Source organism: Aurantibacter sp. (assembly GCF_042094015.1).
In the GTDB taxonomy this organism is placed as follows: Bacteria; Bacteroidota; Bacteroidia; order Flavobacteriales; family Flavobacteriaceae; genus Aurantibacter.
This window is the reverse complement of sequence record NZ_JBELDZ010000009.1, coordinates 14,748-28,116: the sequence shown is the minus strand read 5'-3', so window position 1 is coordinate 28,116 and position 13,369 is coordinate 14,748. Positions and strand designations below refer to the sequence as shown.

Annotated in this window: 12 protein-coding genes; 10 read left to right on the top strand and 2 right to left on the bottom strand. The window is 31.7% G+C overall.

The window, feature by feature from the left end; genetic code table 11:
• Positions 1-113: 113 nt before the first annotated feature.
• The 3 genes from ACFDSN_RS02625 (at position 114) to ACFDSN_RS02615 (ending at position 4,003) form a co-directional block, all read left to right on the top strand.
• Positions 114-2,264, top strand: coding sequence for a carboxy terminal-processing peptidase (locus ACFDSN_RS02625; protein WP_375238291.1), 2,151 nt, complete (start codon positions 114-116; stop codon positions 2,262-2,264).
• A gap of 89 nt (positions 2,265-2,353) precedes the next feature.
• Positions 2,354-3,445 (top strand): ABC transporter permease, encoded by a 1,092-nt coding sequence (locus ACFDSN_RS02620; protein ID WP_375238272.1) that lies wholly within the window; start codon positions 2,354-2,356, stop codon positions 3,443-3,445.
• Between the two features lie 36 nt (positions 3,446-3,481).
• Entirely contained in the window at positions 3,482-4,003 is a 522-nt protein-coding gene (locus ACFDSN_RS02615; protein ID WP_375238271.1) for a hypothetical protein, read from the top strand.
• Positions 4,004-4,012: 9 nt separating this feature from the next.
• Here the strand turns inward: ACFDSN_RS02615 and yihA are convergent, their stop codons facing one another.
• Both yihA and ACFDSN_RS02605 read right to left on the bottom strand, forming a co-directional pair.
• Positions 4,013-4,633, bottom strand: coding sequence for a ribosome biogenesis GTP-binding protein YihA/YsxC (gene yihA, locus ACFDSN_RS02610; RefSeq protein ID WP_375238270.1), 621 nt, complete (start codon positions 4,631-4,633; stop codon positions 4,013-4,015).
• A gap of 12 nt (positions 4,634-4,645) precedes the next feature.
• Complete coding sequence (locus ACFDSN_RS02605; RefSeq protein ID WP_375238269.1) at positions 4,646-5,410, bottom strand: alpha/beta fold hydrolase; 765 nt, start codon at positions 5,408-5,410, stop codon at positions 4,646-4,648.
• A gap of 221 nt (positions 5,411-5,631) precedes the next feature.
• On the opposite strand from ACFDSN_RS02605, the gene mraZ reads away from it, so the two are divergent.
• The 7 genes from mraZ to murD are packed head-to-tail and all read left to right on the top strand — an operon-like array spanning position 5,632 to position 13,365.
• Complete coding sequence (mraZ, locus tag ACFDSN_RS02600; RefSeq protein ID WP_375238268.1) at positions 5,632-6,102, top strand: division/cell wall cluster transcriptional repressor MraZ; 471 nt, start codon at positions 5,632-5,634, stop codon at positions 6,100-6,102.
• A complete protein-coding gene (gene rsmH, locus ACFDSN_RS02595) occupies positions 6,080-6,985 on the top strand; it encodes a 16S rRNA (cytosine(1402)-N(4))-methyltransferase RsmH (RefSeq protein WP_375238267.1) in 906 nt (301 codons plus the stop codon). The genes mraZ and rsmH overlap by 23 nt, the downstream gene beginning before the upstream one ends.
• Positions 6,985-7,308, top strand: a complete 324-nt coding sequence (locus ACFDSN_RS02590; RefSeq protein WP_375238266.1) for an FtsL-like putative cell division protein — start codon at positions 6,985-6,987, stop codon at positions 7,306-7,308. Before rsmH ends, ACFDSN_RS02590 begins: the two co-directional genes overlap by 1 nt.
• A gap of 55 nt (positions 7,309-7,363) precedes the next feature.
• Complete coding sequence (locus ACFDSN_RS02585) at positions 7,364-9,316, top strand: penicillin-binding protein (RefSeq protein ID WP_375238290.1); 1,953 nt, start codon at positions 7,364-7,366, stop codon at positions 9,314-9,316.
• A complete protein-coding gene (locus ACFDSN_RS02580) occupies positions 9,316-10,779 on the top strand; it encodes a UDP-N-acetylmuramoyl-L-alanyl-D-glutamate--2,6-diaminopimelate ligase (protein ID WP_375238265.1) in 1,464 nt (487 codons plus the stop codon). The genes ACFDSN_RS02585 and ACFDSN_RS02580 overlap by 1 nt, the downstream gene beginning before the upstream one ends.
• An 8-nt stretch (positions 10,780-10,787) precedes the next feature.
• On the top strand, positions 10,788-12,020 hold the full coding sequence (mraY, locus tag ACFDSN_RS02575; RefSeq protein ID WP_375238264.1) for a phospho-N-acetylmuramoyl-pentapeptide-transferase: 1,233 nt from the start codon (positions 10,788-10,790) through the stop codon (positions 12,018-12,020).
• Between the two features lie 7 nt (positions 12,021-12,027).
• Positions 12,028-13,365 (top strand): UDP-N-acetylmuramoyl-L-alanine--D-glutamate ligase, encoded by a 1,338-nt coding sequence (gene murD, locus ACFDSN_RS02570; RefSeq protein WP_375238263.1) that lies wholly within the window; start codon positions 12,028-12,030, stop codon positions 13,363-13,365.
• The last annotated feature ends 4 nt before the right edge of the window (positions 13,366-13,369 follow it).

Genomic DNA, 13,369 nt, shown 5'->3' with positions numbered 1-13,369 from the left:
TAGTTAGTTTTATAACATTTAGGCTAGTTTAACAAAAAATTAGAGTTAATTCATTTTATTGGCATAGTTTTTTCTTTACATTAGTGAATTATTACCCAAATACAGATTATTATATGAAGAGGAATTATAGTGTTTTAGTACTTTTAGTTTTGTTTGCTTTTGGCTCTTGTAGCTTTACGTCTAAAGTAGATAACGATCCTAATAAAGATAAATTATTAATTCAGATTATAACTATGGCTTTAGAGCAATTGCACTTTGAGCCAAAAGATCTTAACGACGATTTTTCTAAAGAAATCTATTCCGATTATTTACAAGCTGTAGATCCATTTAAGCGTTATTTTATTGAGGCAGATATAAAAGAATTTAAAGCTTTTGAAACTCAGATAGATGATCAACTTAAAGCGTACGATATTTCATTTTTCAATTTGGTAAACGAAAAAATGTTAAAGCGTCAACAAGAAGCAAAGAAATATTACAAAGAAATCTTAGAAAAGCCTTTTGATTTTTCAAAACAAGAATTATATAATGCCGATTTTGAAAATTTAGAATTCACTAAAAATAAGAAAGCTTTAAAAGAACGTTGGAGAAAACAATTGAAATATACAGTTTTGTCTAATTATGACGATTTGTTAGATCAAAAAGAAGCAGAAAACAAACCTGATTTTAAATTAGAAAATGCTACAGATGTTAAAACAATGTCATCTAAAGAATTAGAGGCTAAAGGAAGAAAAGAAACTTTGAGTTCTTTAGATTCTTACTACACAGACTACTTAGAAGATATGGAGCGCGAAGATTGGTTTTCCGTTTATGTAAATGTTATAGTAGAAGAGTTTGATCCTCATACGTCTTATTTGGCGCCAAAAGACAAAGAGAAATTTGACCAGCAAATGTCTGGTAAATTAGAAGGAATTGGTGCTAGACTTCAAAAAAAATTAGATAATATTAAAATTGTTGAGCTTATTTCTGGTGGACCAGCTTGGAGAGGTGAAGAATTAGAGGTTGAAGATGTTATTTTAAAAGTACGTCAAGAAAAAGAAAAACAATCAGTTAGTATTGTTGGGATGCGAATAGACGATGCTATTAAGCTAATTAAAGGTCCAAAAGGTTCTAAGGTTATTTTAACGGTTAGAAAAGTAGACGGAACTATCGAGGATATTGCAATTACTAGAGATATTGTTGAGTTGGAAGAGACCTATGCAAAGTCATCTATTGTAGAAAAAGAAAATAAGAAATTTGGAATTATAAATTTACCTCGTTTTTATGTAGATTTTAATGATTACGACGAGCGAAATGCAGCTTCAGATATTCGTCAAGAAATTGAACGTCTTAAAGAGCAAAACATAGAAGGTTTGGTTTTGGATCTAAGAAATAATGGTGGTGGATCTCTAAAAACTGTAGTAGATATGGCTGGTCTTTTTATTAAAGATGGACCAATTGTGCAGGTTCGTTCTGCAGGAGAAACTCAAGAAGTTTTAGAAGATACAGACAAATCTATAGTTTGGGATGGGCCATTAGTAATTATGGTAAATGAATTATCTGCTTCTGCTAGTGAAATTTTAGCAGCTGCAATGCAAGATTACAAGCGCGCTATTATTATTGGAAGTCAACAAACCTATGGAAAAGGAACAGTTCAAAATGTGTTAGATTTAAATCGCATGGTTAGAAATAGCTCTCATACAGATTTAGGAGCATTAAAGTTAACACGTCAAAAGTTTTATAGAATTAATGGTGGCTCTACACAGTTAAAAGGTGTAACCAGTGATGTTGTTGTTCCGGATCGTTATAGTTTTATTGATATAGGCGAAAGAGATCAAGAAAACCCACTTGCTTGGGACAAAATAGAACCAGCTAAGTATGAAGAATGGAATCGTTATTTTGATTATGATAAAACTATAGAGAGTAGTAAAAAGCGTATGAAGATTAATCAGCAATTGCGATTAATTGAAGCTAACGCTAAATGGGTAAAATCTAAAATGGATAAAAAAGAATATTCTTTAAACTATAATGCTTACAAAGCAGAGTTAGATCAAAACGAAAATGAAGCAAAACAATTTGATTCAATTTCTGAGTATAAAACGGATTTAGTGTTTAATTCTTTACCATATGAAGAAGCTTTATTTAAGCAAGACACAGTCTTAAAAGAAAAACGTGACCGCTGGCATAAAGCCTTAAATCAAGATGTATATGTGGAAGAAGCAATTCATGTATTACAAGATTTAAAAACTACTTACGAAATAAAAAAAACAGAGACTATTAAAGGATAATCTTTGCTCTTTGTTCGAGCGTAGTCAAGAACTATTTTATTATAATAGTTGCTTTTAAATGTTTTATTGAATAGTTAAATATTAAATAATTGACACACACATCAACGTCATTAACAGGTATTGCGCTCCAGAAATTCAAAAAGAATTTCTGGGGCGTTTTCAGTTTTGTTGTTGTTGCTGTTGTAGGGTTTTTTGCGTTATTTGCTTATGTTTTAGCGCCAGATAATTCTGAAAATGCTAATCAAATACAATTGAGTATTCATAGTAAGTCACCCGGATTTAAAGTGACTTGTATAGAGTTGCCTTCACCTCAAAAGAAAACACAAAGTGCACTTAGCAAATGGTTTTTAGGTAATAAAAATCCGAATACAGAAATTCCTGTATCATCTTATGAAATCGAAGGAAATAGTATTAGTTACACAGAATATGCTTCAGATGGGTTAATAGGTCAGAAGAAACAAATAGATGTTTCTAAAATCACTAAAAACCCAAAAGATTTAATTGTGACTAAAACCTTTTATTTAGGAACAGATAAATACGGTAGAGATTTGTTAAGTCGAGTATTGATAGGTTCGCGTATTTCATTTTCTATAGGGTTTATAGCGGTTTTAATATCTTTATTAATAGGAATCACTTTAGGGAGTATAGCGGGGTATTTTGGAGGAAAAATAGATGCTTTTATAATGTGGATTATAAATATTACGTGGTCTATTCCTACCTTGTTATTAGTTATAGCTATAACTTTAGCTTTAGGGAAAGGCTTTTGGCAAGTGTTTATTGCAGTAGGATTAACTATGTGGGTAGAAGTGGCAAGAGTAGTTCGAGGACAAATAATTAGTGCTAAAGAATTACAATATGTTACTGCAGCTAAAGCTTTAGGATTTAATAATTATAGAATAATTTCAAAACATATATTGCCCAATATAATGGCGCCAGTAATTGTTATTTGTGCAGCTAATTTTGCTGCTGCTATTTTAATAGAAAGTGGTTTAAGCTTTTTAGGAATTGGAGCTCAGCCGCCAATGGCAAGTTGGGGCGCAATGATTAAAGATCATTATAATTATATTATTCTTGGGAAACCATATTTAGCTTTAGTGCCAGGCTTATGTATTATGGTTTTGGTAATGGCGTTTATGTTAATTGGAAATGCTTTACGCGATGCTTTAGATGTGAAGAATTGAAGTTGTTGTGTTTAATCAATAAGACTTTACTATTGTATGAAATATAAAAGATTACCAGAATTAATTTTTAAACCTAGTACGAGGAGTTTTCTTGTTGATGGTGAATTTGAAAAGGTGATGAATTTTTTTACGGATGTACATGAATCAAAATTTGAAATAGCTGATTGTTGTATGTTGCCATTTGTAATTGATTATAATCCAATGGAGGAATTGCGAATGTCTAAGGAGATGACATCAAGAGAGTTGTTTGCTTTTTTTGATGATCTAGATGTTGAAGGTTTTCCTTTTCTTGCTAGTTTTGATTATCTATATTTAGAATCAGTAGATAAGAAATCAAGAGTTATAATAGATGATTCTTGTAGTGTTACTGTTATTTCATTTAATGATAAAGCTTTAGGTGAGCTGTTTAATTCAGTAATTAAGCCTTATGAAGAAGTTAGTCTTCATCAAAAGATTAATAATACATATAGTGCTTTTTTTGAAAAATCAATAGCAGACACTTTTACTAAAACATTAATTGAAAATTACTTTAAAAAAGAGTTGGTTTTCTTACTTTAACTTTTATATTTAATCCTTCAAAAAACCTTGATTTTCCATATTATCATTAAGTTCTCCAATATATCCTAAAACGTCTTCTTGGCCTATAAACTTTGAGGAAGATGTTATGAAATAGTTTGGCATCTCTTCCCAGGTTTCAAGCATTATATTTTTGTAATCCTCAACGTGCTTAGTTATTGCGTTGGGTTTTAATTTGTCTGCTTTAGTGAAAATTATAGAAAATGGAATGCCATTTTCTCCCATCCATTGCATAAATTCTAAATCTATAGGTTGTGGTAAGTGTCTTATGTCTACTAAAACAAAAGCAGTAACTAATTGTGTTCTTTTGTTAAAATATTGAGTAATAAATTTCTGAAATGTTTTTTTAGAAGATTTACTAACTCTAGCATAACCATAGCCAGGTAAATCCACTAAATACCATTCATTATTAATTTTAAAATGATTAATAAGTTGAGTTTTTCCTGGTCTTCCAGAAGTTTTTGCTAAATTTTTTTTATTAGTTAGCATATTAATTAAAGACGATTTTCCAACGTTACTTCTTCCAATAAACGCGTATTCAGGAATTAAATCTTTTGGGCATTTTGATACCTCAGAATTACTTACTAAAAATTCTGCTGACTTAATATGCATAATAAAATTGTGTTATAGTTTGTGTTTGGTTAACCAAGAATCTAAAATTTGGTTAAATTCTTCAGGATGTTCCATCATTGCAGCATGGCCACATTTGTCAATCCAAAACAGTTCAGAATTTGGTAATAAACTGTGAAATTCTTCGGCAACTTCTGGAGGTGTTACTATGTCATTTTCACCCCAAATAATACAAGTTTCTGTAGTCATTTTAGGTAATTCTTTAGCCATATTGTGTCTAATAGCACTTTTGGCAATAGCTAAAGTTTTGATTAGTTTATTTCTGTCGTTTACTGTCTCGTAAACTTCATCTACAATTTCTTTAGTGGCTATAGCAGGATCGTAAAAAACATCTTGTGCTTTCTTTTTAATCACTTCGTAATCGCCACGTTTAGTGTATCCACTTCCCATTGCACTTTCATACAAACCAGAGCTACCTGTAATAATTAGTGCCTTAACACATTCTGGATGTAATTTGGTAAGATATAGACCGATATGTCCTCCTAAAGAGTTTCCTAATAAAATAACTTGATCTAGTTTTTTGAACTGAATAAACTCGTAAACATATTTAGAAAAAGCTTTTACGTTAGTCTTTAAAAGTGATTTTGTGTACAAAGGTAATATTGGAACAATTACTTTGTAGCCTTTTTGGCTAAAGTGCTCTGTTACAGAATCAAAATTACTTAATCCGCCCATTAAACCATGAAGGACTAGTAAAGGTGTGCCCTTACCTACTTCTAGGTATGTGTATTTGCCTTCTGTGGTTAATTGATGCGTCATTAATCTATTCTAGTCTCATAGAAAAACAAATATAGTTAATTCCACTAAAAATCAATACCTAATCTTATTTATTACACTTTAATTTTTTTATAAACTGTTTTTTGAAGTGTTAAAAAGAGTTCATAAAACATTAAGTTATTAACAATGTGGGTTTTTGTGGTAAAAAGTGGTATTATTTTCAATATATTTGAACATTAAATCTGATTATTGTAAAATTTCTTGTGAACTCATTAATAGGAACATACGAATGTAAAGCAGATGCCAAAGGAAGGTTGGCAATACCTGTGGCTTTAAAAAAACAGTTGTCGCCTATTGTGCAAAATGGTTTTGTGTTAAAAAGAGCTGTTTTTCAGTCTTGTTTGGAGTTGTATCCAATGGAAGAATGGGAGCAATTAATGCAGAAAGTAAATAAGCTTAATCGTTTTAAAAAAAAGAATAACGATTTTATTCGTCGTTTCACTGCTGGTGTAAAAGTGGTTGAGGTAGATGCAAATGGTAGATTACTTATCCCTAAAGATTTAGTGGTTTTTGCAGGTATATCAAAAGAAGTGGTTTTGTCTTCTGCTGTTAATATTGTTGAAATTTGGGATAAAACGAAGTACGAAGAAGTTATAGATGAAGCTGCATTAGATTTTGCAGACTTAGCGGAGGAAGTAATGGGTAACGAAGATGAAGACAATGGAATATCATAATCCTGTTTTATTACACGAAACCGTTGATGGTTTAAATATAAAGCCAGATGGCGTATATGTTGATGTTACTTTTGGCGGCGGCGGACATTCAAAAGAGATTTTAAAGCGTTTAGGTGAAAATGGAAAGTTGTTTGCATTCGATCAAGATCCAGATGCAGTAGCTAATAAGTTAGACGACCCAAGATTTACTTTGATTGAGGAGAATTTTAGATACATAAAGCGTTTTTTAAGATTTTATGGTGTAAAAGAAGTTGATGGTGTTTTGGGTGATTTTGGAGTGTCATCTCATCAATTTGATGTAGCTGAAAGGGGTTTCTCTACGCGTTTTGAGGCTGATTTAGATATGCGAATGAATCAGAAATCTAAATTGTCTGCATATAATGTAGTTAACGAATATGAGGAAGATCAATTAAGAAATGTAATAGCGCAATATGGAGAGTTGCGTTCAGCGTCAGCAATAGCAAAAACTATTGTTGAAGCAAGAAAAGATAATCCTATTGTAACTAGCGAGCAATTAAAAAAAGCACTGGCTAAGTTTTTGTCACCAAGGTATGAGAATAAAATATTAGCACAGGTTTATCAGGCTATTAGAATTGAGGTAAATCAGGAAATTGAAGTATTAAAAGAATTTTTAAAGCAAATGCCGGAAGTTTTGAAACCAGATGGTAGAATAAGTTTAATATCGTACCATTCTCTAGAAGATAGATTGGTAAAGCGTTTTATAAGAAATGGTTTATTTGAAGGTGAGCCAGAACGTGATATGTTTGGAAACTTTGAAGTGCCTTTAAAAAAAGTTGGTGGTTTGGTTATTCCGTCTAAAGAAGAAATTAAGATTAATAATAGGGCTAGAAGCGCAAAACTTAGAGTGGCTCAAAAAATATAATGAAACAAGGATTTTATAACATATTGCGAGGTAAGTTTTTGGTAAGCGATGATTCGTTTAAGAATTGGCGTGTCATTTTGTTTATTTCTGTTTTGGCTTTGGTTATGATTGGAAGTTCGCATAGTGCTGATAAAAAGGTACACGAAATTGCACGCTTAACAAATCAAGTTAAAGAATTAAGATCCGCTTTGTCTGATGGGCGAACCGAATTGATGCAGTTGAAAATGGAATCGTCAATTGTAGAGAAAATGAAAATAAAAGGTATTGTGCCTTCAGATATTCCACCAAAAAAGATCCTAGTAAAATCATTTCAAGAAGAGTAAATTGGCAGTAAACGAGAGAGACATATTGAATCGATTGTATTTTGTGGCAGGATGTATGTTCTTCTTCGGGATACTTGTAGTGCTTAAGCTGTTGTCTATTCAGTTTGTTCAGGGGGACAAATATCGTGCCTTAGCTGAGAAGATTTCAAGTAAGGCTATGGTTGTTCCAGCAAATCGCGGAAATGTGTATTCTGCAAATGGTGATTTGTTAGCCACTTCAATTCCTAAGTATGACATTAGGTTAGACTTGCTAACGTCAACAAGTAAACGTTTTGAAAAACATATTGGTGATTTGTCAGATTCTTTATCTGTTTATTTTGGAAATACACCTTCTTATTATACTAAGAAATTAAGGAAAGAGCGTAAAAATAAGAACCGTTATTTTTTATTAGCTAGAGATATTGGTTACTCAGACTATGTGTGGTTTAGAAACTTGCCATTGCTAAATCTTGGAGCTTATAAAGGTGGACTTATTGTAGAGCAAAATACAAAAAGAGAATATCCGTTAGGTGGAATTGCTCAAAGGACTATTGGTTATGAGCGTAAAGATGCAAATGGAAATATTACAAGACCAGGAATAGATGGTGCTTATGGTGAAACTTATTTAAAAGGTACAGATGGACTGCATTTAAAGCAAAAAATTGGAAAAGGACAATGGAAACCGATTTCAGATTCTAATCAAAAAGAGCCAAAAGATGGTTTAGATGTATATACAACTATAGATGTAAATATTCAAGATATTGCTCATCATGCGCTTTTGGAACAACTAGAAAAGTATAAGGCAGATCATGGTTGTGTGGTTGTTATGGAGGTTGAAACAGGAGAAATTAAAGCTATATCTAATTTGGGTAGAAATAGTAAGGGTTATTATTATGAAAGATTAAATTATGCTGTTGGAGAATCTCATGAGCCTGGATCTACTTTTAAGCTAATAGCGTTAACAGCTGCTTTAGAAGATAAAAAAGTAGATACAAGTGATGTAGTAGATACTAAAAAAGGTGTTTTAAGCTATTATGGTAAAAAAGTAAGAGATTCTAAACATGGTGGTTATGGTAAAATTACTTTATCTAAGGCTTTTGAAGTGTCTTCAAATACAGGATTGGTTACTGCTATAGATAAAGCATATAGAAAAAAACCATCAGAATTTGTTGATAGACTTTACGCAATGAATCTAAATACAGATTTGGATTTACCAATTATTGGAGAGCCAAAACCAATAATTCCTGACCCAAGAATTAAAAATAAACGTTGGTCTGGAATTGCTTTACAATGGATGGCATACGGTTACGGAGTTTCGTTTACGCCATTGCAAACACTTACATTTTACAATGCAATTGCTAATGGTGGTGAAATGGTAAAACCAAAATTTTTAAAAGAAGTAAAACGATTTGATGAGGTAATTGTGCCTTTTGAAAAGGAAGTCATAAACAAGCAAATCTGCTCTAAAGAAACAACAGCTAAAGTAAAACAATTACTTAAAAATGTAGTAGAGAAAAAACACGGAACAGGTCATGGTTTATATTCTAAGAATTTTTCTATGGCGGGTAAAACAGGTACGTGTCAAAAAGATTATAAGAATAAAGATAAGTTAGCTTATATATCTTCTTTTGCTGGTTTTTTTCCAGCAGACAATCCTAAATATTCTTGTATTGTGGTAATCCATGAACCAGATAAAAGTGTTGGTTATTATGGGGCAGATGTTTCTGGTCCAGTATTTAAAAAAGTGGCTCAAAAAATATTTACAGATACACCAGTTGAAGATGAGTTGACATCTTTAAATATTAATATAGCTCAGGTTGATAAATCTTATAATATGTATGACGACAAGTCAAGTACTTATTTAACTATAATGCCAAGTGTAATTGGAATGCCAATAATGGATGCAGTAGCTCTTTTGGAAAATATGGGGTTAAAGGTTCAGTTTTCTAAAACTGGAAAAGTAAAAACGCAATCTATAGCAAAAGGTGTAAAAATAAAACGAAATCAAACTATAATATTAAACGTTTAGTGAAGCAGTTAAAAGATATACTATACAAAGTGTCTATAGAAAGTGTTGTTGGTAATCCAGTGATAGAAATTAATGCGCTTCGTTTTAATTCTAAATCTGTAGAGGTAAACGATGTTTTTATAGCTATTAACGGAAGTGTTGTGGATGGACATAAATATGTTGAATCTGCGATTGAATCAGGTGCTAAAGTTATTGTATGTGAGGTCTTACCAAGTAAAATAAATGAAAAGATTGTTTATGTTCAGGTTAAAGATACTTCTGTGGCTTTAGCAATAATGGCAGCAAATTATTTTGAAAATCCCTCATCTAAATTGCGTTTAGTTGGTGTTACAGGAACTAACGGGAAAACAACTATTGCTACATTATTATATCAATTGTTTAAAAATGCAGGATATAAGGTAGGTTTATTATCAACGGTGAAGGTAATGATAGATAATGTCGAATTCCCAGCTACACATACAACGCCAGATTCAATTACAATAAATTATTATTTAGACGAAATGAATGCTGCTGGTTGCGACTTCTGTTTTATGGAAGTAAGCTCTCATGGAATTGATCAAAACAGAACTTTAGGGTTGAGTTTTGAAGGTGGAATTTTCACGAATTTAAGTCACGATCATTTAGATTATCACGATACGTTTGCAGAATATCGCGATGTTAAAAAGCGTTTTTTTGATCAATTACCAAAAACAGCTTTCGTATTAACTAATGCAGACGATAAAAATGGAATGGTTATGCTGCAAAATACTGCAGCTAAAAAACAAACTTACGCTTTAAAAAGTATCGCCGACTATCAAGCTAAAATTTTAGAAAATCAATTAAGTGGATTGTTATTAAAAATTAATAATCAAGAAGTTTGGACTAAGCTAATAGGTAATTTTAATGCTTATAACGTGTTGGCAATTTATGCTACTGCAGAATTATTAGGCTTAGAAAGTCAGGAAATATTAAGACAGCTTTCAGTTCTAGAATCGGTAAGCGGTCGTTTTCAATATATCGTTTCTAATACTGGAATTACAGCAATTATAGATTATGCACATACGCCAGATGCATTAAAAAATGTATTAGAAACGATTAACTCTATAAGAACTAAAAACGAAGAACTAATTACAGTTGTTGGTTGTGGCGGAGATAGAGATAAAACGAAAAGGCCTAAAATGGGACATATTGCTTCAGATTTAAGTACTAAGGTCGTTTTTACAAGTGATAATCCAAGAACCGAAGAGCCTCAGGATATTATAGACGATATTGAAAAAGGTGTAGATGCTCAAAATTTCAAAAAAACACTATCAATTTCAGATAGAAAACAAGCTATTAAGTCAGCTTGTCAAATGGCAAATGCGGGTGATATTATTTTAATAGCAGGAAAAGGTCATGAAACTTATCAAGATGTTAAAGGTGTAAGGTCGGATTTTGACGATTTGAAAATCGTTACAGAATTATTAAACCAACTAGATAAATAAATTTACAGATGCTATACTATCTATTCGAATTTTTAGAAAAAGAATACCAATTAACAGGAGCAAGTGTGTTTCAATTCATCACATTTCGTGCTGCTTTGGCTATTATATTTTCATTGTTGTTTTCAACAATTTTCGGAAAGAAAATTATTTCACTTCTACAAAAAATGCAAGTTGGAGAATCTGTTAGAGATTTAGGTTTAGAAGGGCAAGTAGAAAAAGCTGGAACACCAACTATGGGTGGGATTATAATAATTTTGGCCACTTTAATTCCTGTGTTATTATTTGCTAAGCTTGAAAATATTTATGTTATAATGCTAATTGTTACCACAATTTGGATGGGAATAGTTGGTTTTACTGACGATTATATTAAGGTCTTTAAGAAAGATAAAGCTGGCTTAAGTGGGAAATTTAAGGTTTTAGGTCAAGTTGGGTTAGGGGTTTTTGTAGGTTGTGTTATGTATTTCCATCCAGGAGTTACTATAAAGCAAGAGAATTTAAGTGCTGAGTTTTCAACAGAACAAATTAGTCAAAATACAGTAAAAGAGTTTAAGGCAGAAGAGCAGTCTTTAAAAACAACTATTCCTTTTGTAAAGGATAATGAGTTTGATTATGCAAAAATTACGTCTTGGTTTGGAGACGAAACAGGTAAGTATGCTTGGCTAATTTTTATTCCCATCGTAATATTTATCATAACCGCAGTGTCTAATGGTGCTAATTTAACAGATGGAATAGATGGTTTGGCAGCTGGAAGTTCTGCCATTATAGTGTTTGCTTTAGCTGTTTTTGCTTTTGTTTCCGGGAATATTGTTTTCTCAGATTATCTAAATGTGATGTTTATTCCACGTTTAGGCGAGCTTGTTGTTTTTATAGCGGCTTTTGCAGGTGCGTTAATTGGTTTCCTGTGGTATAATACATTTCCGGCTCAAGTTTTTATGGGAGATACGGGTAGTTTAACTATTGGTGGAATTATAGCTGTAATTGCTATTGCTGTTAGAAAAGAACTTTTAATACCATTACTGTGTGGAATTTTCTTTGCGGAATCTTTGTCTGTTATTCTACAAGTAACTTGGTTTAAATATACACGTAAAAAATATGGTGAAGGACGACGCATATTCAAAATGTCTCCTTTGCATCATCATTATCAAAAAGGTGGTTTTCATGAAAGTAAAATTGTAACACGTTTTTGGATTGTAGGAATTTTCTTAGCAATCCTTTCGATTGTTACATTAAAACTAAGATAGAATTAATATGAATCAGAAATCAAAAATAGTCGTATTAGGTTCTGGCGAAAGCGGAACAGGAACTGCGCTTTTAGCTAAAGCTAAAGGTTACGACGTTTTTGTGTCTGATAAAGGTAAAATAAAACCGAAATATAAAAAGATACTTCAAGATAATAATATCGATTTTGAAGAAGAGCAGCATACTGAATCTAAAATACTAGATGCAGATGTAGTAATGAAGAGCCCTGGAATTCCAGATTCAGTACTATTAGTAAGGAAATTAAGAGAAACTGCTAAAGTAATATCTGAAATAGAATTCGCAACAGAATTTACAGATGCTACTTGTGTTGCTATTACTGGAAGTAATGGTAAAACAACAACAGCTAAATTAACGCATCATATTTTAAAACAAGAATTAGAAGTTGGTTTGGGTGGTAATATTGGTGACAGTTTTGCTTTGCAAGTTTTGGATTTTAATTATCCTAATTATGTTTTGGAGGTGAGTAGTTTTCAGTTAGATGATTGCTATGTGTTTAATCCTAAAATAGCAGTAATAACAAACATAACGCCAGATCATTTAGATAGATATGACTATAAATTAGTAAACTATGTGGCTTCAAAATTTAGAATTGTTCAAAATCATACAGAAGCGGACTATTTAATTTACGATGCAGACGATGAAATTTTAATTAATTACATCGCTTCACATAATATAAAATCAACATTACTACCTTTTTCGTTAACTAAAACCTTCGAAAATGGTGCTTATTTAAAAGATAACAACCTAACAGTAACCATAAATAATAACACCTTTACTATGCCAACAAGAAACTTAGCGTTAAGCGGAAAACATAATATTAAAAATGCTATGGCAGCTTCTGCAGTAGCAAGCTTACTTAAAATACGAAAACAAACTATTCGTGAGAGTTTAGAGAATTTTCAAGGTGTTGAGCATCGTTTAGAAAATGTTTTAAAAATAAATAAGGTTCAGTATATAAACGATTCTAAGGCAACAAATGTTAATGCAACATATTATGCTTTAGAAAGTATGGATGCGCCTACGGTTTGGATAGTTGGTGGTGTAGATAAAGGAAACGATTATTCTGAATTGTTTGCTTTTGTAAACGAAAAAGTGAAAGCTATTATTTGTTTAGGTAAAGACAATGAAAAATTAAAAGAAGATTTTGGTGGTATGGTTGACGTTTTGGTAGAAACTGAATTTATGAGTGAAGCTGTAAAGGTGGCATATAAAATAGCTGAATCTGGAGAAAACGTATTGTTGTCGCCTTGTTGTGCGAGTTTTGATTTATTTGAAAATTATGAAGATAGAGGAAGGCAATTTAAACAAGCTGTTAGAAATTTATAGAATA